The organism is Pseudomonas sp. KH_017 (genome assembly GCF_057840285.1).
Genome location: NZ_CM174509.1, coordinates 2,869,204 through 2,887,412 on the forward strand (window position 1 = coordinate 2,869,204; position 18,209 = coordinate 2,887,412).

Sequence of the window (18,209 nt, forward strand, 5' to 3'; positions counted from 1 at the left end):
GGCGTAGTTTTACGCTCGTAGCCGATCTGCCGCTTCAAGCAACAGTTGTTCTGTCCCGCTCCAGCCGAGGCAGCCATCGGTCACTGACACACCGTATTGCAATGACGAACCCAACGGCTGGCAGCCTTCGAACAAATGACTCTCGATCATCATGCCGATCAGCGAACGGTCACCTTGCAGACGCTGTTCAAGTACATCCTTGAACACGGCTGGCTGGCGCAATGGGTCTTTGCCGCTATTGGCGTGACTGCAATCGACCATGATTCGAGCCGGGATCCTGAGCCTGGTCAGGTCGCTGTTCACCTGGGCGACGCTGGTGCTGTCGTAGTTCGGCCCGCGATGACCGCCGCGCAATACCAGGTGAGTGTCCGCATTGCCCGGGGTTTGAATGATCGCCGGATGTCCCTGGCTATCGACACCGAAATGGCGATGGGGATGGGCGGCGGAACGCATGGCGTCGCTGGCGACACCGACACCGCCATCAGTCCCGTTCTTGAAACCGACTGGCATACCCAGGCCGCTGGCCATTTCCCGGTGGATCTGCGACTCCGTGGTCCGGGCGCCAATCGCCACCCAGCTCAACAGATCGTCGAAGTAGCCGGCCGCCATCGGTTGCAGCAGTTCAGTGGCAACGGGCAGGCCCAGTCGGAGCACTTCGCACATCAGTTCGCGGGACAGCGTCAGGCCGGCGGCCATGTCATCGCTGCCATCCAGGTGCGGGTCGTAGGCCAGGCCTTTCCAGCCAACCGTGGTACGGGGTTTTTCGACGTAGGCGCGCATCACCAGCAGCATTTCGCCGCTGACTTCGGCGGCGAGGCGGGCAAGGTTGCCAGCGTATTCGAGGGCTGATTTCGGATCGTGTATCGAGCATGGGCCGACGATCACCAGCAGGCGGGAGTCTTCACCGTTGAGGATCGCGCGAACCGCCTGGCGGTGGGCGGTGACTTGTCGGGACAGGGCGTTGCTGAGGGGCAATTGCTGTTTGAGTTGCAATGAGCTGGGCAGACGCAGGGTCAGCGCTTCATTGGCAGGGTTCAAGGTGGACAGCGGCAGTGCAGAGACGGACGAGTTCATATTCAAGGCTTCCTGGGCTGGGGGGCGGGTTCGTGCCCGCGCGCTCGGCCCTACTGGGGTGTTCGACAATTGGCCGGATTGGCTGTGTGTATGTGCTTGCCACCTGTGGGTGACCGATCGGAGGCGGCAGGCTGTCCCGAGCGGAGGGTGGTAAATCGCCAGGCGGTAAAACTGTCGTAACGGTAATAAGTGGCGTAGTTCATGTTCTGAATCCTCTGAATGTCTGGTGTGTCGCTAAAAGTGTTGGGGCTGAAAAAACAAAACCCCCGGTCGGGAGGCCGACCGGGGGTTGAGAATTCTCTGGTGGCGACCCGTTTAAAGTGGGCGCCGTGTGGGTATCAGGCGCGCCAGTGGCTAAACCAATACCCAAAATAAAAGCTGACCGGAGCACAACCGTCGTTCACCCGGGCAGCCGCAACCGAGCGCAGGGCGCTGGCGGTACGAAGCTGTAAGAGGGTGTTGAACATGGTCTGTCTCCAATGGATGGGTCGAGCTTACTAGAGGCCGGTACGCACATTCAATCAGAAAATGCTATCGGCCAACGACCACGCTTTCTATCGCTTGAGTGCCCCGAAGGTTGTGACACACTCTTCGCCTCAACAAAAAACACATCGTCACAAGGACGCATCATGACGGCACTGACCATCGCCGCCGCTCAATCGATCTCCATCGCCGGAGATCTCGCCGGCAATATCGCCAGACATCAACGTTTCATGCAGGTGGCTGCGGAGCAGGGCGTGCAATTGCTGGTGTTCCCTGAATTGTCGCTGACCGGCTATGAATGGGGGCTTGCGGCGCAATTGGCTATTGCGCCGGACGCGGCCGTACTGCAGCCGCTGCGTGATTTTGCCAAGGAAGTCGGCGTGACGGCCGTCGTCGGCATGCCGATTCGGCTGGCGGACACATCGCCTGTACTAATTGGCGCGCTGACTTTGGGTGCCGATGGTTCTCTCGCGGTCTACAGCAAACAGCATCTGCATCCGGGGGAGGAGGAGGCGTTTGCGCCAGGAGCGGGGGGCGAGCCGCTGACAATCGGCGTCGACACGATTGCGTTGGCAGTGTGCGCGGATTTCAACCATGCCGATCATGCGGCTATGGCCGCACTCAAAGGCGCAGGCATATATGCCGCTGGTGTGTTGATCACGGCAAAAGGCTACGACCCGGATACCGCGTTATTGCAGGGTTATGCCGCTGGCCATTCAATGGTGGTGTTGATGGCCAACCATGGCGGTGCAACGGGTGGCTGGGAGTCGGCAGGACGTAGCGCGGTGTGGGCGCCGGACGGTTCGCTGATTGCGGCCGCCGCCGGTACCGGCAACCAGATGGTCATTGCCCGGCGTAATCCCGCGGGCTGGACCGCAGAGGTATTGGCGGTGGAGCCAGCGTGATGGAACGTCAATGGCGTCCGGCATCGCCTGCTGACCTGGGATTCGCCCGCGAACTGACCTGCAGAGGCATGCTGCGTTACTACATTGAGCATGACCTGTTGTGGCAGGACGAAGCGTTTGACGTGGCCTGGGCCGGGCGAGACAACCGCTTGATTGCATCGGGCGACAAAGTGCTGGGTTATGTCAGCCTGAGCCGTGATGCCAGAGCCTTGTATATCCGCGAATTGCATATCGTCGAAGCGTTTCGTGGGCAGGGCACGGGGTCCTGGGCGATCGATCAGGCACTGGCTCTGGTGCGCCAGGAGCGGCGCCCGGCATTGCGCCTGACGGTTTTCGAAAACAACCCGGCGCGAGCGTTGTACGAGCGCAAGGGATTGAGGGTGGTGGGCAAGGACGAATGTTTCCTGAGGATGCAGCTGGATATCTCCGTCCTGGATTGCTGCAACACGCTTGCGACAAGCCTTTCAAGATGAATTGAAACTTTTAATCTAACGCTTTCCGCTAGGTCTGCCAGATGCTTTTTGCTAAGGTGTCTGATAACCAATAAGACCATATCGCGAGGTGTCTGCTTGATTAGGGTGCTAGTAGTCGATGACCATGATCTCGTTCGTACAGGCATTACACGAATGCTGGCTGACATCGATGGCCTGCAAGTAGTCGGCCAGGCCGAGTCAGGTGAGGAATCCCTGCTCAAGGCGCGTGAGCTGAAACCCGATGTGGTGTTGATGGACGTCAAGATGCCGGGTATCGGCGGTCTTGAAGCCACTCGCAAGTTATTGCGCAGTCATCCGGATATCAAAGTCGTCGCGGTGACCGTGTGTGAAGAGGACCCGTTTCCTACGCGGCTGTTGCAAGCCGGTGCGGCAGGGTACCTGACCAAGGGGGCAGGTTTGCCGGAAATGGTCCAGGCCATTCGCCTGGTGTTCGCCGGGCAACGCTACATCAGCCCGCAAATTGCGCAACAACTGGCGATCAAGTCCTTCCAGCCCACCAACGATTCGCCTTTCGATGCCTTGTCGGAGCGGGAAATCCAGATCGCGCTGATGATCGTCGGCTGCCAGAAAGTTCAGATCATTTCCGACAAGTTGTGCCTGTCCCCGAAAACCGTGAATACCTACCGTTACCGCATTTTCGAAAAGCTTTCGATCAGCAGTGATGTCGAGTTGACGCTGTTGGCGGTTCGTCATGGCATGGTCGACGCCAGCCTCTGAAAATGAACGAAACCTTTGATCCGAGCGCCTTTCTGTCGACCGTTAGCGGGCGCCCCGGCGTGTACCGCATGTTCGACAGCGAAGCGCGGTTGCTCTACGTCGGCAAGGCGAAAAACCTCAAGAGTCGCCTGTCGAGTTACTTCCGCAAGACCGGGCTTGCCCCCAAGACCGCCGCACTGGTAGCGCGTATCGCCCAGGTCGAGACGACGATCACCGCCAACGAAACCGAAGCCTTGCTGCTTGAGCAGACGCTGATCAAGGAATGGCGCCCGCCCTATAACATCCTGCTGCGCGACGATAAATCCTACCCCTACGTCTATCTCTCCGACGGAGAGTTTCCGCGCCTGAGCATTCATCGCGGCGCGAAAAAGGCCAAGGGCAAATATTTCGGGCCTTACCCGAGCGCTGGCGCGATACGCGAAAGCCTGAGCCTGCTGCAAAAGACGTTTTTCGTTCGGCAATGCGAAGACAGTTATTACAAGAACCGCACACGTCCATGCCTGCAATACCAGATCAAGCGCTGCAAGGCGCCCTGTGTCGGGCTGGTGGAACCTCAGGTGTACGCCGAAGATGTGCGCCATTCGGTGATGTTTCTTGAAGGGCGCAGCAATGCGCTGACTGACGAGTTGTCCGCCGGGATGGAAGAAGCGGCGATCAATCTCGAATTCGAACGAGCAGCCGAGTTGCGGGACCAGATTGCATTACTGCGCCGGGTCCAGGATCAACAGAGCATGGAAGGCGGGACCGGGGACGTCGATGTGATTGCCGCCCTCGTCAACCCGGGCGGCGCCTGTGTCCACTTGATCAGCGTGCGGGGCGGGCGGGTACTGGGAAGCAAGAACTTCTTCCCTCAAGTCGGTATTGAAGAAGACGTTTCTGAAGTCATGGCCGCGTTTCTTGGCCAGTACTTCATCAGCAGTCCTGAACGCGACTTGCCAAGTGAGCTGATCGTCAATGTGGTCCACGATGACTTTCCAACACTGATCGCCGCCATCGACGAGTTGCGCGGTCGTGAACTGACCATCAGCCATCGCGTGCGGGGTACGCGGGCGCGCTGGCAGCAATTGGCGGTGACCAATGCCGAGCAGGCACTGAGTGCGCGCCTGGCGAATCGTCAGCACATTACGGCACGCTTCGATGCACTGGCCGAGGTGCTGCAGCTGGATGAGCCTCCTCAACGACTTGAGTGTTACGACATCAGTCATTCCAGTGGCGAGGCGACGGTGGCGTCCTGCGTGGTCTTCGGCCCCGAAGGCCCGATCAAGGCCGATTACCGCCGGTACAACATCGAGGGCGTTACGGCCGGCGATGATTACGCAGCGATGCATCAGGCGTTGACCCGACGCTTCAGCAAACTGAAGGACGGGGAGGGCAAGCTGCCGGATATCCTGCTGGTGGACGGCGGTAAAGGTCAGTTGTCCATGGCCCGCGATGTGCTCGATGAATTGGCCGTGCCTGACCTGATTCTGCTGGGCGTGGCAAAGGGTGCGACGCGCAAGGCCGGTTTCGAAACCCTGTACCTGAACGACGCTGCACATGAGTTCACGTTGCGCGGCGATTCTCCCGCGTTGCATTTGATCCAGCAGATTCGCGACGAAGCCCACCGGTTTGCCATTACCGGGCACCGCGCCCGGCGTGGAAAAACCCGTCGGACGTCTACACTGGAAGGCGTCGCCGGCGTCGGACCCACACGTCGGCGTGATTTGTTGAAACATTTTGGTGGATTGCAGGAGCTGTCTCGTGCAAGCATCGAAGAAATTGCCAAAGCCCCCGGGATCAGTAAAAAGCTCGCAGAGTTGATTTATGCAAATCTGCACAGCGAGTAGAATGCCCCCTCACCTCGTAGCCAGTTGTGCCGATGAATATCCCTAATCTGATTACCGTTCTACGCGTCCTGCTCATACCAATCTTCATTTTGCTGTTCTACCTGCCTTACCAATGGAGTTACCTGGCCTCCGCCTCGGTCTTCGCATTCGCTGCCGCCACCGATTGGCTGGACGGGTACCTGGCCCGCCGTCTGGAACAAAGCACACCGTTCGGGGCTTTTCTCGATCCGGTTGCCGACAAGCTGATGGTTGCGGTTGCATTGGTACTGTTGGTCCAGGAACACGGAAACCTGTGGCTCACGCTGCCAGCTGCCGTGATCATCGGTCGCGAGATTGTCGTCTCGGCACTGCGCGAATGGATGGCCGAACTGGGCGCTCGTGCCCACGTTGCCGTGTCGAACCTGGGCAAATGGAAAACCGCCGCGCAAATGCTGGCGCTGGTAATCCTGCTCGCCAATCCGAAGGATTTCAGTTTCTGGGTCTTGCTGGGCTACACCTTGCTGATGGTGTCGGCTGGCCTGACTTTGTGGTCGATGGTCCAGTACCTGCGGGCTGCCTGGCCACATCTGAAGACCGACGTTGAAAAGAAATAAAACTTTTTTGAATCAAAGGGTTGACGGGGCTTCTGGATTCTATAGAATGCGCCACACCAAGACGCGGGAATAGCTCAGTTGGTAGAGCACGACCTTGCCAAGGTCGGGGTCGCGAGTTCGAGTCTCGTTTCCCGCTCCAAGTTTGTACGCATTTGATGTCGCGCTACTGACAGCAAATGTTTTGAGGCCGAGTAGCAAAATGGTTATGCAGCGGATTGCAAATCCGCCTACGCCGGTTCGATTCCGACCTCGGCCTCCACTATAAATAGCCCCGTAGATCAGTGATCTACGGGGTTTTTTATTGCTCGCAGGAAAGTGATGTGTTCCGCAATTTTTGACTGGTGTTCCGCAACTGGCCCATAGCTGACGTTTGTAAAGGGAAGAAATCGACTCAAATCGATCACACTGTTGACGCTGACCGAAAACTGGCTCAACAGAGAATTTCGTGACAAATGTAAGTTGACCGAAGGCATCAGGGTGGTGGCGTATAGCTATTGTGGCAATGTACGATCCGCACTTTGATATCAGGCAGGGATCGCAGCTCATGGAGCTACTGGCTTTAATCGCGGGCATAACAGCATTCGTTCTTTTGATAAAAACTACGAAAGCAAAGGGACTTATAAGTCAGCTGAAAATGGAGCTGACTTCACGACAGAACGACTTGAAGTCAACCGAGCAAGAGGTTGCTGCGTTGCGGCAACAACTGCAGCAGAAGCTGAGGGAGTTGGAGCGTTTCAAGGATATTGTGGATGTTGAAGCCGAGGCGGTCCGGATCCTCGGTGATACCAAAACGGAGCGTAGCCGATTACTGCAGCAAGCTCAGTCGAAGGTGGATCAAGCAGAAAACCGATTGACCCAAGCGATCGCTGATGCAGAGAAAATAATCGCAGGCGCCCAAGAACGAGCGCAAGAGATGGCGGGCGATGCCCTTGAGGCCATGGGCAAAGCCAAGCATTACGCTGAAGCGGCTCAGGCGATGAGAAACATAATAGAAGGTTACGGTGATGGCTACATCGTCCCGACGTACAACCTTCTGGATGATCTCGCTGAAGAGTTTGGCTTCACCGAAGCAGGTCAAAAGCTAAAAGAAGCCCGGGAGTTCACGCGACTCATGGTCAAAACTGGTAGGGCGGCCGCCTGCGATTATGTCGAAACCAATCGCCGCGAGACCGCGTTACGATTTGTGGTGGACGCTTTCAACGGTAAAGTCGACTCGATCCTTTCGCGCTCAAAATCAGACAACCACGGAAAGCTCGAACAAGAAGTTCGCGACGCTGCGGCATTGGTAAATCTCAATGGTGCGCCATTCCGCAACGCCAGGATAACCGATGAATACCTTAGGTCTCGCTTGGAAGAGTTGCGCTGGGCTGTTACGGCGAAACTGCTAAAAGACCAGGAGCGAGAAGAACAGCGTCAACTGCGTGAGCGAATCCGGGAAGAAGAGAAAGCTCGCCGCGAGTATGAACGGGCAATCAAGGATGCAGCCAAAGAAGAATCCAACCTTCGCAAAGCGCTCGAGAAAGCCCAAGAGCAGGTAGCGGCTGCAACCGCTGCAGAACGTGCGGAATTTGAATCTCGTTTGGCTATGCTGCAAGAACAATTGCAGGCTGCTCAAGAGAAGAATCAGCGTGCACTTTCCATGGCGCAGCAAACTCGCGCAGGCCATGTCTATGTCATTTCCAACGTTGGCTCTTTCGGCGAGCAAGTCTTCAAGATCGGGATGACACGCCGATTGGAACCGCTTGATCGCATACGTGAGCTCGGCGACGCAAGTGTCCCGTTCGAATTCGATGTACATGCAATGATCTTCAGCGACGATGCACCAGGCCTCGAGAAAAAACTTCACCGGCACTTCTTGCGCGAACAAGTCAACAAGGTCAATCCAAGAAAAGAATTCTTCCGAATCGGGCTGCCAGCAATCCGTGCCGAGTTTGAAGACTTGGGCGTAGAAACTCTTTGGACGATGAGCGCAAAGGCTCTTGAATACAAAGAGACCCAGCGGATAGAGCTGCAAATTCTGGAAAACCCTGCAATCGCTGCAGAATGGACGCAACATCAGCTAGAAGTAGAGGAGGCGATTGAGCATTCGGAGGAGGAAGCATTGGCTTCAGCCTAACGCCTTGGTCACCTAAGCGTGTGCGTATCGACTTCTATTTAATGGCCGGTGGCCGTCCTAACCTGCGTGAATAGGGGAATCCCTATTCACGCACTGCAATCTCAATGGAATGTCCCGCGGCCGCATTCGACCTAAAACCGCCGCTGAGCACCGGTATCCCAGTTCCTAAGGGCTAGCAACCTACCGACCCCTTTGAAATACATTTCCTTCATTTCGTGGGTTTTACGATTTCACCAACACGTCGATACACTTTCTTCGTCATCTCTTCCTTAGAATGTCCCAGCAATCGACTTGCATGGTCCAACTCGATTTCACTGGCCGCTTTGGGGCGGATATCTCGAAACTGAAACTCTCGAATACTGGCAGCCTGCAAGGAGTCGCCATTGGCGGAGGCCTTGATAGCCGCTGTCTGTCTGGCTTCGTCCCACCGATAGCGTAGCATCTGCTGGCTCATTCTGAGGCCCGAGGCGTTGGTTATAAGTGTCGAGGTCTTTATTTCGTTGATCGATTTTCGCTCAAGCAGGGCTTCAATGAAGATGCTCAATTTGGATTGGGCGCCGTCGTCTGCCAGGCTAATGCGCAGGCGCTTTTCTGTTTTGCCTTGGCCGACCATCAAAAAACCGTTGTTCAAATCTGTTGCGGCTGTTTTCAGCACGTCCGCTGGACGTTGTCCGGTGAGGTAGGCCAGGTCCATTGCGTCTTTGAGTTCCTGGACGGCCTCAGCGTAAACCGCATTCCGCACGGTTTCTCCAGCGTAGTAGTCCCGGGGTTTTTCTTTATTGCGTCTGACGCCAAAGCAAGGGTTTGCCTTGTCGGTGAGGCCCCACTCCCGTGCAATGGTGAACATGTGCGCCAAGGCGGACAGAGCGCAAGCGGCAAAGCTTTCGGCATGGTCACGATCACTCGCGGCGACGTCAGCCGTTGGCAATTCCGTCTGGGCGATCGCAATGCGCACAAAGCGGTGGCCACCAAACACCAAGACAAGAAAACCGGAAAGTTAGCGGTTGTCAGCTTGAACAACGACGACGTGCCCGATGGACTGCCGGCGGTGCATACCGATCGGCATATCTACCCCAACAAGACAGCTGCCGGGCAAGCGGCCCAGGCGCGTCTGACGGCCTTCAACCGATCAGGCGCCGGGGTGCGGCTGGAAATGCCAGGGCGCACGGACTTGTTCGCCGAGCGCTCGATCAATGCCCAGGGCTTCAAGGTCGGACTTGATGGTGAATACCTGGTGGATTCGGTAGAGCAGGTTTACACCCAGGCCGGCTGGTCGACCACGGTCGAGTGCAACGGAGGCAAGCAGGGCAAGGCCAAAGCACGAGGCAAGAAAAAGAAGAAGGCGGCTCAACCTCTGAAGGTCGAGACGCTAACCCCGCAATAACAACGACCGCCGCCGTGCGGTTTTTTCGTCTGGAGCGTGTATGTCCCTAAATGAGCAACAGCTACAACGCATCATGCCCAACGCCCACCGCCAAACGGGCGTTTTTGTATCCGCTCTAAATGCCGCCATGGCCCACCGGCAAATCAATACACCGAAGCGCCAAGCGGCGTTCCTGGCCCAAGTGGGTCACGAGTCGGGCCAACTGCAGTACGTCCGCGAGCTGGGTGGTGAGCAGTACCTGAGCAAGTACGACACCGGCAACCTGGCGGTAAAACTGGGCAACACGCCTGATGGGGACGGAGATGGCCAGCGCTATCGCGGTCGCGGCCTGATCCAGATCACCGGCCACAGCAACTACCAGCGCTGCAGCTTGGCGCTGTTCGGTGACGAGCGATTGCTGCGCACCCCTGAATTGCTCGAGTCACCGCAATGGGCGGCTGAGTCAGCGGCCTGGTTCTGGTGGGGGCGCGGGCTGAATGCTCTGGCCGATAAGGATGAGTTCGAAGCGATTACCCGCAAGATCAACGGCGGCCTCAATGGCCTGCCTGATCGACTGCAGCTGTGGGAGCGGGCGAGGGCAGTGCTATGCGTCTCATCGACTTGATTCCGGCACCCTATCGGCTGTTCGTCATCGGAGCATCGCTGGCCGTATTGGCTGGCGGTTCTGCCGCGTTGGCCTGGCAGGTTCAAGATTGGCGCTACGGAAAGCAACTCGCGGAACAGGCCCGGCTGCACACCGACACTCTCAATCAATTGGCCTTGGCCTCGGCCGCACAACAGCGCACCGAACAGGACAAACGTCTGGTCCTGGAGCAGCGGCTTTCAGTCAGCGAACAAACCCATTACCGAGCCATGAGCGATGCCCAACGTGATCAAGGTCGCCAGCGCGACCGCCTTGCCACTGCTGATGTGCGCCTGTCAGTCCTACTCGACGCCACCGATTCAGCCAGCGGCTGCACAGTGTCAGCCACCACCGCACCCGGCGGCGTGGTTCATGGCTCCGCAAGAGCCCAACTTGACCCAGCGCATGCTCAACGAATTATCGGCATCACCGATGCCGGTGACCAAGGACTGATCGCCTTGGCGGCCTGTCAGGCCTATGCCAAAGAAGTCTCAACACCGAAGTGAAAAAGAGCGGCCGGGGTGGATGCGTCAACATCCAACCCGACCGCCGTCCCTGCAGATTGTCCCTGCAAGTCCAGCCAAGGCTCTTGCTCCGTGCACAAAGCGCGGCGAGCCTAGCACCTGTTTATCCATACAGTAAAGGTCTTGCTCTCAATGTCTACACCCATCATTCCCTGGATGGGCGGCAAACGCCGCCTGGCCGATCGTCTCATCCCGCTTTTTCCGCCTCACGAATGCTACGTCGAAGTCTTTGCCGGCGGTGCCGCGCTCTACTTCATGCGGCCCCAGGCAGCACCGGTTGAGGTCCTAAACGACATCAATGGGGACCTGGTCTCGCTATACCGCGTCGTGCAGAACCACCTTGAAGAGTTCGTGCGCCAGTTCAAATGGGCGCTCAGCTCGCGCCAGGTATTCGAGTGGCAGAAGATGACCCGCCCCGAAACCCTCACAGACATCCAGCGCGCCGCACGTTTTTTCTACCTGCAGCACCATGCCTTCGCCGGCAAGGTCACCGGGCAGACGTTTGGCACCGCCACTACCGGCCCAGCGATCAACCTGTTGCGGATCGAAGAAAACCTCTCTGCCGCCTGGCAACGTCTGTCCGGTACCTACGTCGAAAACCTTCCTTGGCTGGAATGCGCGGAGCGCTACGACCGTGCGCATACCTTCCATTACATGGACCCGCCTTACTGGCAGACCGCCGGCTATGGTGTGGACTTTCCGTTCGAGAATTACGAGCGAATGGCCTATTTCATGCGTCGTTGCAAAGGCAAAGTGATGGTCAGTATCAACGATCACCCGGACATCCGACGCGTGTTTGAGGGTTTTTACTTTGAAATCCTGGACATTCGCTACTCTAATACTAACCAACGGCAAGGTAAGGCCGAGGTGAGCGGAGAGTTGGTGATCATGAACTGGGAGCCGGCAGCGTTGGGAGGATTATTCTGATTTTTTTAGGGGATGCGCTGCAAAAACCTATGTATCAAGGTGGAGGCTGATAGCCGCTAGCGTTTTTTGCAATCAACCGACTAACATGGAGTGGCTATTTGCCATTTTGGCGAGTTCCGGTTGACTTTTTTGAACCCATTGATCGCAAATTTTGTGAAAGGAGAAGCAATGGAAATTCAGCAAGAAAAAGTTTTTTTCGACGAGCGAGAGGTAAAAGTTACCAACAGTCGGTTCATTCTGCCTGGGCAAAAGACCTTTGCGATGAGTGGCGTGACGGCAGTAAAAGCCTCTCAAGTCAATCCAAACCGTGCTGGCCCAATAGTGCTCATCACCATCGGAGTGTTTCTTGGGTATAACAAAGGAATTAATGCCATTTCAGTAGCTCTGGTTGTTGCAGGCCTAGCTTGGTTCTTCATACAAAAAACCATCTACACAATTGTACTTACCACCTCGTCGGGAGAGCAGCAGGCTTTGCAGGATGCTGATCTATCTTGGATCTTAAGGGTGGTCGCCGCGCTGAATGACTCAATAATTCATCGTGGATAGGCACTGGCTGGATCAATAGAAGTCAGGCAGGGGCTGGGGGAATCGGGGACGGGCTACGATTTTTTGGCTCAATCACTTTGTGTAGTGGTCTAGTTTTCCCAGGCGCCTCGATAGGTGGAGAATGCATCTATCGAGGTGTCGAAATTAGTTGACCACTGCATCAGTCAGGGCCCTTCGAATGGTAATGACGACGCCGCCGTCCCACTGCTAGGGTTCTCTGCTTTAAATTAATTTTTGGACGTCCTCCATCAATGTCAACGAGCCTGCTGTCGAAGCTGATTCGATCGCCATTGAGAAAAATAAGCTTGACGCGTTTCTTGCGACGGACAATTTCGCTCCTTGTAACTTCTTGCGGCATTCGAATGTGTTCATGTCCACCGTTTCGCGCCAGCTTTTCCCATCCTCTCGCTGCCAGTCGAATGGGCCTTTAAATTCCACTTCGTCGCCGTGGTATTTCGCCTGCCACCAAAGGCCTGTTTGTGGTTCAAGCCAGCTAAGATAGCCCTAGGGGCCTTAATTGCTCCTGTGAAACTGTACCTGGTGCCAGATGAAGCGACCGGATCAAAGTAATTTGGAGTATGAAAATCGGAAAGGCGTATACCGTTTACATCGTATCCAAACTCGGGCAACTCGCTGGGGTCACAAACCTCCACCAGGTATCTAACTCGACCTTGGTTGGGTTTTATTGAGTCGGAATTGATCATCCTGTCACCGAACGGGTCAACAAGCATTTCCAGTAGTTCATGGCTGCATGTAATTGGCGTGCCCTCACTTGCATCGACAAGCGCATAAGGTTGTCCATTTCTATCTAGATGAACCCTCAATGCGCCAGGGTAGTCGATATCGTCGCGAATGAGGATGTGCCAGTAGCCATCTGGGACATTTTCTACCCGCTTGAACGCATCGACCGTTGCATTGATATCCCATATCGGACTGAAGTCTCTCGATACTTGCCTCTGAAGTGCAGCGGATATCTTCAAGGCGTCGCCGATGGACACATCCGGCGTTTGTGAAACGAGAGCAATTTGCTTTATGAAACCGCTCATTTTGACGATCCTTTGCAGATACTGGTTTGTAAGGTAGGTAGTCAACAAACTATAGCTAGTATCTGATCTCTCCCTTTATCAAATCAGACCTAGAGATCCCGTTTTGCCATTTCCTCTGAAATCGCCTGAAACCGAAAAAATCTCAAAAATCGATGAAAATGAAGGCGTTAGTCTTTGGGTACCTGTCGTGCTCACATCTACTCTTCAGCAGCGAAATATATTCCATGTGTGGCTATTTCAGATCTTCATTAAAGCGTGAAATTTATAGCCAAGGATTATAAAAGATAATTAGCTATTTAGTGGTTCGCAACCATAATTCTTTGCGCAGGAATAATGAAGTGCCTATAACACTAGCCGGTATAGAGTATAGAGTATAGAGTATAGAGTATAGAGTATAGAGTATAGAGTATAGAGTATAGAGTATAGAGTATAGAGTATAGAGTATAGAGTATAGAGGATAGAGGATAGAGGATAGAGGATAGAGGATAGAGGATAGAGGATAAATAAATGAACCTTACACCTGAGGCAGTGATGCAAATAGAGTCTGAAGTTAAGAAGTCGCTGAGCTCCCCGCCGGTATGCAAGCGGCGGTGATAGATTTCGATAACTTGGTAGTCAATAAAGCTCTGACTTTAGGTTTTCTAGAAATATTGGTTACTTTTATTCTGGGTATTTTTGGCAAGATTGCTGGGCAGGCAATTATTGTCGCAGCTAACGCTTGGTTTAAGAATGCAGAAGATTAGTTGGTTTTCGCCTGGGTTTGCAGTTTTTAGCACGGATTTTTTGCAGTTGTCCTAGTTGGCCAGCAGGTAGGTAGTTGGCGCATTGGCTAGCTATGACGGGTTGAAGTTGTTGCAGGCCGATCAAAAGCTTACATACATATAGTTTTAATATCATTAGATTTGTCAGTCAGGGTGGCTAACTTTTTTGAAAAATTGCCTGCCTGCAAAATTAGCTGCGTCGGGGGGGTGTCGATGGATATAAGCCCAACATAATTCTTTTTGAGCGGCTAGTTAGCTTAATAATAAGAGCGCGAAGGTCGATGATAATCGGTGGGAAAGGATTATGGAAATTTCGGTCCGGCCACAGGCTGCAGCCTGCCTCAGGCGGAGTACGAAAACGCTGCTTTTAATGGTCTGGAGCGGTCCTCAGGGGCGCGCGAAGTGAGACGAATCATGGGCAGCTCGGATCAATTGGTCAGGCGTATTTCAGCACATCTGCGGACTTGTTCAGAGAATCCTTAACTTGCTTGAGATATCGCAATTGGGGCTTCATTTCTTGAGCACTGCGCATGATCCGGCGTAAGAATGAATGGCCCCGAACTCGTGGGTGTAGCCGTAATAGCGCTGCTTAGTCCAATCGATGTGGAAATATCCGCTTCCCAATTGACCACGCAGGCTCAAGAAGCCGCTGCTGTCCGCCCAGCCAGGATCTGAGTACAGGAAAATGTCGTGCTGAATGTCAACGAAGTCTTTTGAGTAAGCAGTCTTCTCTCTGAGATTGTAGAAATCCTGCCCCTCCCCGTATGAAAAGTGTGTTTGGTCGCCACTCTTGGTGATCGTGACCTTGCCGCCGTACTCGAACAAATGAGCAGCAGACCCTGGAAGGTCGAGTTTCTCGATGCCGGCGCGGTGGTGTTCATCGGGGGTACAGAGTATCTGGGCTGGAAGCGGTGAGGTTGCAGCGCTTGCAGTGGTGATGAAAGCCAGAAAGGCTAGAGTTTTAGGGATGCGAAGCTTCATTCCATTGCTCCTTGCTGAGAGCCCACATTCTCGCTGGATGCAGCCTCGGATCCAAGCTTTTCCTTCAAACTCGTGGCTTGTGGCTCACCGTAGAGTTCCCCACTGACTGGTCCCCCATACTTGTTCGGAGGGTCCCTAGTACCGTAATCAAAAATGTATAGGCCATCTATAATTTCAAGATGAATTGGTCCATTATTTTGATCTCCATTCATTTTTGGTGCTGCACATGGCCTATTCTATAATTGAAGCGATGCCCTCAGTCCATTCTACGCTGATTGGTTTCGTTGGCGCATTTTTATGCGCAATCGGTGTTTACGCGATGCAGAAAATTCATGAGGCGTCGGATCGATTATCTGATGTTTTGGAGAAAGCTAAGCTGAATCTTGTTCCGAAAAACTATAAGCCGGATTCGATAGGCCTAGTCCTGCCGGACGGCAACCTTGATTGGACTAAATCTTCAAAAATAATGCATGCCGCTGCGTGCGTATCATTAGCGGATGAGTATGTCGATAAATTCTACACTCGTTCCGCGGCAGCCGATGATGAAGTGGTCATTGCGTTTGAAAGATTGTGGATTCTATTGGCTCATGTCTTTATTTGTTATCCGTTCAATGGTGAGATAAAAGGTTTAAATTTTTCTGACGCTGCAATGAAACTTAAAAATAAAGAGTTTGACGTTGAGCGAATGACGGAAGTCAGAAGTAGGTTGTTTAAGCTTGAGTGGTACAAAAAAACTAGTGGTGAGAAAGTACTAGCTTTGGCTAGGAAATATTCGACGATTCAGCACGATAGAAATACTCAGAGGAAGATTGAGCAGGTTGCTGAGGGAAGAGCGGTATATCCTAAAAATATGACTGATGAAGAATTAAAGAGGATGGATTTGTCTATTATGCACTCTCCGGCGAATGTGATTAACGGGGAGCAGGTAATAGTGGATCTATTCGGTCTTGTGGATGAGTATTCAATGAGATTTATTCCTGTGTTAACTAATGTCCTGAGTGTTCGGGACCTATGGAGTCGCAGACTACCCATAAAATATATAACAAAGCTGGGAGGAGGGTTTTCATGTTTTATTCTTTTGTTTGGGGTTTTTTTACCTCCTGTGGTGTTAAGTCTGCAAACTGACTTTGACTTGTGTGTTGACTACAAGCTTTGCTGGTCAACTTGGATGGGGTATTTATTATATGGAGTCGCAATGATTCCCTATTTTGGTGGTGCGTGGTTTCTCTGGAGAAAATTTAGACACTCCAAAGAGCTCCATTGAATGCGAAAGATAGTGGGCAATACCAGTTCAGCCCTACAGCCCGCGATACGCGTGGCTGTAGGAGTTTTTCTTGTTTGTACTCCAGCACAATTGGCAAGTAGTGTTGGTGTCTGTGGATAATGCCTGGGTTGGGGCGGCAGTCACTGGCGACAAAACTTGTTAGCGGTGGCAGGTACGTGCGGACGGCGAATAGATAGTGGTACGAAAGTGGTGCGCGGAAAAATTAGGTTCTCTGCAAGCCTTTATTTATAAGCTATTCAGGAATAGGTGTTCTAATCCATCATAGGGTGTAGCGCTCGAGATCCCTGCGCCAGCAAGTAAGGCGACGGTGCTTGGAATTCCTGCAAGGATTATCACTGAGGTCGGGGCTGCTGAGAAAAAGAAACCTTTAGCAATCCGTTGAGCCCAGCATCCCAACTTTGAGCCCGAAGGGACTCTCGGAGGCTGCGCATCGCTGGCAATACGTTGGCCTGATACTGGTCTGAGACTTCTTGTCTCAGTGCTTCTATAACCACCTCTTTAGGCAAGTCCGTGGTAAGACGTGCAACTTCTCGCCTGAATACGTTTAGATTAAGGGGCGGGCTTTAGCCCGTCCCAGTGAGCGAAGCGAACGACTTTGAATCGTTTGTTAGGATAAATGCTAAGCCTAGCAATCCCAAACTTCACCCGCCCCCGTTGCTATTAATCCTATTGCTTTAGAAAGCTCAATATTCCTTGTTGCAGGGGTTGAGTAGAAGTCGTCAAGTTGCCGAACGTAATAGCTGGGAGAATAGGTAACCTTACAGCCATTTGATTCAATGTTTCTTAAAATTCGCTGCATTTCCTCATGTTTGCTTGATGATGGGGCCACACTCCAGTCATTGCCATTCACCGCGAATGCTAGGTTTGTGATAAGGCAAAGTGCTATTGCTGTGTACTGAGAAAGTTTCTTCATGGGGTAGACTCCTAACGTTCAGGTTAAGGGACAAGCAGTAGGCTAGCTGACTATTTGGAAGTGTCTTGCTTCATCGACTCAGGAAAAAATGGAGAGTACACATGTTTCATATCACTCACATAAGAAGAACATTCGAGATCATCGCCACAGTTCATGGGGAGAATTGACACGGGAAAAAACGAATCAGCAGAATTCATGCCTAACATATTGTGATTATTCATTAGAATTTCTCCGCTGCCGTCCATATAGATGAACCAGCAGTAGTTTTCTGTCTGTTTACCTATCTGGCGCGAAGCACATGCTGCTGCCACCAGAGGCTCTTCGGTTGCCAATGCAATGCTGAATTTTCCGCTTACATCAGTCTGCGTGGTGATGGAGGGCCGAGGCAAAGCCGACGCGAATGTCGCGACATCTGTTTTATAAAGAAGCTCATAATAAACAGCTTGTCGTTCGCGTTTCTTCTTACTCCAAATACTAGCGGCCCTTTCGCGTACATCAAGTGAAGCCTTGTAGGATTTTGCGAAGGCATAAGAAGCTTCGGTCTCTTCGCTGTGCTTTTTTTCAAACACTGGAGCTAGTCGAGCCACCTCCGCACCAATCGAGGTGTACATGTTGCGTTTATAGTCTTGGATCTGGTCTAGGGTATAGAAGCCAACAATCACTCCTCCAAGTGGGATGCTGTCGCCCCCACGCGTCACAATAAATATTTGCCCGCTGAAGTTTTTTTCTAATGGAGCTTCCTTCGTAACTCTAGACAGGTTGTTAATCAGGCTGGAAAATAAATTTTCATTCGGAGCGGTGTACAACATAAAAGTTGTAGCCCCCAAAGCCAGCACGAGCGTTCCCAAAAAAAAGAGGAGTATATTTTTCATGGCTCAACTCCTTTGTGAGGTTCCCATTAAAAGGTGCGGCTAGCGTTGTTGCGGTTGTAAAGAACCTCAAGGGACGGTGATAGTCCTTTACTTGATGAGCCTCCGGTAGAGTTTTCCTGCATAGCAACCTCCTGAAAAAA

Annotated in this window: 18 protein-coding genes, 2 tRNA genes and 1 pseudogene; 14 read left to right on the forward strand and 7 right to left on the reverse strand. The window is 53.2% G+C overall.

Going from position 1 to position 18,209, the window contains the following annotated elements:
• Positions 1-9 precede the first annotated feature (9 nt).
• Together AC3IT6_RS13025 and AC3IT6_RS13030 are read right to left on the reverse strand one after the other, a co-directional pair.
• The gene (locus AC3IT6_RS13025; protein ID WP_489356034.1) at positions 10-1,074 is read right to left on the reverse strand and encodes a 3-deoxy-7-phosphoheptulonate synthase; all 1,065 of its coding nucleotides are present in this window, start codon (positions 1,072-1,074) and stop codon (positions 10-12) included.
• Positions 1,075-1,412: 338 nt separating this feature from the next.
• On the reverse strand, positions 1,413-1,541 hold the full coding sequence (locus AC3IT6_RS13030; RefSeq protein WP_259674428.1) for a hypothetical protein: 129 nt from the start codon (positions 1,539-1,541) through the stop codon (positions 1,413-1,415).
• A gap of 162 nt (positions 1,542-1,703) precedes the next feature.
• On the opposite strand from AC3IT6_RS13030, the gene AC3IT6_RS13035 reads away from it, so the two are divergent.
• The 8 genes from AC3IT6_RS13035 to AC3IT6_RS13070 all read left to right on the forward strand — a co-directional run bounded on the left by AC3IT6_RS13035 (position 1,704) and on the right by AC3IT6_RS13070 (position 8,208).
• Complete coding sequence (locus AC3IT6_RS13035; RefSeq protein WP_489356036.1) at positions 1,704-2,462, forward strand: carbon-nitrogen hydrolase family protein; 759 nt, start codon at positions 1,704-1,706, stop codon at positions 2,460-2,462.
• Positions 2,462-2,935 carry a GNAT family N-acetyltransferase gene (locus AC3IT6_RS13040; RefSeq protein WP_489356038.1) on the forward strand — a complete coding sequence of 158 codons (474 nt, stop codon included), beginning with the start codon at positions 2,462-2,464 and terminating at the stop codon, positions 2,933-2,935. Before AC3IT6_RS13035 ends, AC3IT6_RS13040 begins: the two co-directional genes overlap by 1 nt.
• Before the next feature lie 96 nt (positions 2,936-3,031).
• Positions 3,032-3,673: a response regulator transcription factor GacA gene (gene gacA, locus AC3IT6_RS13045; RefSeq protein WP_008015884.1), complete on the forward strand. Its 642-nt coding sequence runs from the start codon at positions 3,032-3,034 to the stop codon at positions 3,671-3,673.
• A 2-nt stretch (positions 3,674-3,675) separates the two neighbouring features.
• Positions 3,676-5,499: an excinuclease ABC subunit UvrC gene (gene uvrC, locus AC3IT6_RS13050; protein ID WP_489356040.1), complete on the forward strand. Its 1,824-nt coding sequence runs from the start codon at positions 3,676-3,678 to the stop codon at positions 5,497-5,499.
• Between the two features lie 32 nt (positions 5,500-5,531).
• Complete coding sequence (gene pgsA, locus AC3IT6_RS13055) at positions 5,532-6,092, forward strand: CDP-diacylglycerol--glycerol-3-phosphate 3-phosphatidyltransferase (RefSeq protein WP_007992985.1); 561 nt, start codon at positions 5,532-5,534, stop codon at positions 6,090-6,092.
• A gap of 63 nt (positions 6,093-6,155) precedes the next feature.
• A tRNA-Gly gene (locus AC3IT6_RS13060) sits at positions 6,156-6,231 on the forward strand.
• 46 nt (positions 6,232-6,277) lie between these two features.
• A tRNA-Cys gene (locus AC3IT6_RS13065) sits at positions 6,278-6,351 on the forward strand.
• A gap of 285 nt (positions 6,352-6,636) precedes the next feature.
• Positions 6,637-8,208: an SNIPE associated domain-containing protein gene (locus AC3IT6_RS13070; protein ID WP_489356042.1), complete on the forward strand. Its 1,572-nt coding sequence runs from the start codon at positions 6,637-6,639 to the stop codon at positions 8,206-8,208.
• A 208-nt stretch (positions 8,209-8,416) separates the two neighbouring features.
• On the opposite strand, the gene AC3IT6_RS13075 is transcribed toward AC3IT6_RS13070, so the two are convergent.
• Entirely contained in the window at positions 8,417-9,163 is a 747-nt protein-coding gene (locus tag AC3IT6_RS13075; RefSeq protein WP_489356044.1) for a tyrosine-type recombinase/integrase, read from the reverse strand.
• Here AC3IT6_RS13075 and AC3IT6_RS13080 point away from each other — a divergent pair.
• From AC3IT6_RS13080 to AC3IT6_RS13100, 5 genes and pseudogenes are all read left to right on the forward strand, one after another.
• Positions 9,059-9,592, forward strand: a pseudogene (locus AC3IT6_RS13080) (phage late control D family protein); the annotation flags it as partial. The gene AC3IT6_RS13075 and the pseudogene AC3IT6_RS13080 overlap by 105 nt on opposite strands.
• 40 nt (positions 9,593-9,632) lie before the next feature.
• On the forward strand, positions 9,633-10,196 hold the full coding sequence (locus AC3IT6_RS13085; protein ID WP_489356046.1) for a glycoside hydrolase family 19 protein: 564 nt from the start codon (positions 9,633-9,635) through the stop codon (positions 10,194-10,196).
• Positions 10,178-10,720 (forward strand): lysis protein, encoded by a 543-nt coding sequence (locus tag AC3IT6_RS13090; RefSeq protein ID WP_489356048.1) that lies wholly within the window; start codon positions 10,178-10,180, stop codon positions 10,718-10,720. The genes AC3IT6_RS13085 and AC3IT6_RS13090 overlap by 19 nt, the downstream gene beginning before the upstream one ends.
• A 150-nt stretch (positions 10,721-10,870) precedes the next feature.
• Positions 10,871-11,665: a DNA adenine methylase gene (locus AC3IT6_RS13095; protein ID WP_489356050.1), complete on the forward strand. Its 795-nt coding sequence runs from the start codon at positions 10,871-10,873 to the stop codon at positions 11,663-11,665.
• Positions 11,666-11,833: 168 nt separating this feature from the next.
• The gene (locus AC3IT6_RS13100; protein WP_489356052.1) at positions 11,834-12,211 is read left to right on the forward strand and encodes a DUF6232 family protein; all 378 of its coding nucleotides are present in this window, start codon (positions 11,834-11,836) and stop codon (positions 12,209-12,211) included.
• Between the two features lie 368 nt (positions 12,212-12,579).
• On the opposite strand, the gene AC3IT6_RS13105 is transcribed toward AC3IT6_RS13100, so the two are convergent.
• Together AC3IT6_RS13105 and AC3IT6_RS13110 are read right to left on the reverse strand one after the other, a co-directional pair.
• Positions 12,580-13,257 (reverse strand): hypothetical protein, encoded by a 678-nt coding sequence (locus AC3IT6_RS13105; protein WP_489356054.1) that lies wholly within the window; start codon positions 13,255-13,257, stop codon positions 12,580-12,582.
• A gap of 1,271 nt (positions 13,258-14,528) precedes the next feature.
• On the reverse strand, positions 14,529-14,999 hold the full coding sequence (locus AC3IT6_RS13110) for a hypothetical protein (protein WP_489356056.1): 471 nt from the start codon (positions 14,997-14,999) through the stop codon (positions 14,529-14,531).
• A gap of 226 nt (positions 15,000-15,225) precedes the next feature.
• On the opposite strand from AC3IT6_RS13110, the gene AC3IT6_RS13115 reads away from it, so the two are divergent.
• Positions 15,226-16,263: a hypothetical protein gene (locus tag AC3IT6_RS13115; RefSeq protein ID WP_489356058.1), complete on the forward strand. Its 1,038-nt coding sequence runs from the start codon at positions 15,226-15,228 to the stop codon at positions 16,261-16,263.
• Positions 16,264-16,909: 646 nt separating this feature from the next.
• Here the strand turns inward: AC3IT6_RS13115 and AC3IT6_RS13120 are convergent.
• Both AC3IT6_RS13120 and AC3IT6_RS13125 read right to left on the reverse strand, forming a co-directional pair.
• Complete coding sequence (locus AC3IT6_RS13120; RefSeq protein WP_489356060.1) at positions 16,910-17,197, reverse strand: hypothetical protein; 288 nt, start codon at positions 17,195-17,197, stop codon at positions 16,910-16,912.
• A gap of 50 nt (positions 17,198-17,247) precedes the next feature.
• A complete protein-coding gene (locus AC3IT6_RS13125) occupies positions 17,248-18,069 on the reverse strand; it encodes a hypothetical protein (protein ID WP_489356062.1) in 822 nt (273 codons plus the stop codon).
• Positions 18,070-18,209 lie beyond the last annotated feature (140 nt).

Bases quoted from the DNA above. Each gene is read 5' to 3' on its own strand.
- AC3IT6_RS13025 (WP_489356034.1), bottom strand. From the start codon at position 1,074: ATGAACTCGTCCGTCTCTGCACTGCCGCTGTCCACCTTGAACCCTGCC.
- AC3IT6_RS13030 (WP_259674428.1), bottom strand. From the start codon at position 1,541: ATGTTCAACACCCTCTTACAGCTTCGTACCGCCAGCGCCCTGCGCTCG.
- AC3IT6_RS13035 (WP_489356036.1), top strand. From the start codon at position 1,704: ATGACGGCACTGACCATCGCCGCCGCTCAATCGATCTCCATCGCCGGA.
- AC3IT6_RS13040 (WP_489356038.1), top strand. From the start codon at position 2,462: ATGGAACGTCAATGGCGTCCGGCATCGCCTGCTGACCTGGGATTCGCC.
- uvrC (WP_489356040.1), top strand. From the start codon at position 3,676: ATGAACGAAACCTTTGATCCGAGCGCCTTTCTGTCGACCGTTAGCGGG.
- pgsA (WP_007992985.1), top strand. From the start codon at position 5,532: ATGAATATCCCTAATCTGATTACCGTTCTACGCGTCCTGCTCATACCA.
- AC3IT6_RS13070 (WP_489356042.1), top strand. From the start codon at position 6,637: ATGGAGCTACTGGCTTTAATCGCGGGCATAACAGCATTCGTTCTTTTG.
- AC3IT6_RS13085 (WP_489356046.1), top strand. From the start codon at position 9,633: ATGTCCCTAAATGAGCAACAGCTACAACGCATCATGCCCAACGCCCAC.
- AC3IT6_RS13090 (WP_489356048.1), top strand. From the start codon at position 10,178: ATGCGTCTCATCGACTTGATTCCGGCACCCTATCGGCTGTTCGTCATC.
- AC3IT6_RS13095 (WP_489356050.1), top strand. From the start codon at position 10,871: ATGTCTACACCCATCATTCCCTGGATGGGCGGCAAACGCCGCCTGGCC.
- AC3IT6_RS13100 (WP_489356052.1), top strand. From the start codon at position 11,834: ATGGAAATTCAGCAAGAAAAAGTTTTTTTCGACGAGCGAGAGGTAAAA.
- AC3IT6_RS13105 (WP_489356054.1), bottom strand. From the start codon at position 13,257: ATGAGCGGTTTCATAAAGCAAATTGCTCTCGTTTCACAAACGCCGGAT.
- AC3IT6_RS13110 (WP_489356056.1), bottom strand. From the start codon at position 14,999: ATGAAGCTTCGCATCCCTAAAACTCTAGCCTTTCTGGCTTTCATCACC.
- AC3IT6_RS13115 (WP_489356058.1), top strand. From the start codon at position 15,226: ATGGCCTATTCTATAATTGAAGCGATGCCCTCAGTCCATTCTACGCTG.
- AC3IT6_RS13120 (WP_489356060.1), bottom strand. From the start codon at position 17,197: ATGAAGAAACTTTCTCAGTACACAGCAATAGCACTTTGCCTTATCACA.
- AC3IT6_RS13125 (WP_489356062.1), bottom strand. From the start codon at position 18,069: ATGAAAAATATACTCCTCTTTTTTTTGGGAACGCTCGTGCTGGCTTTG.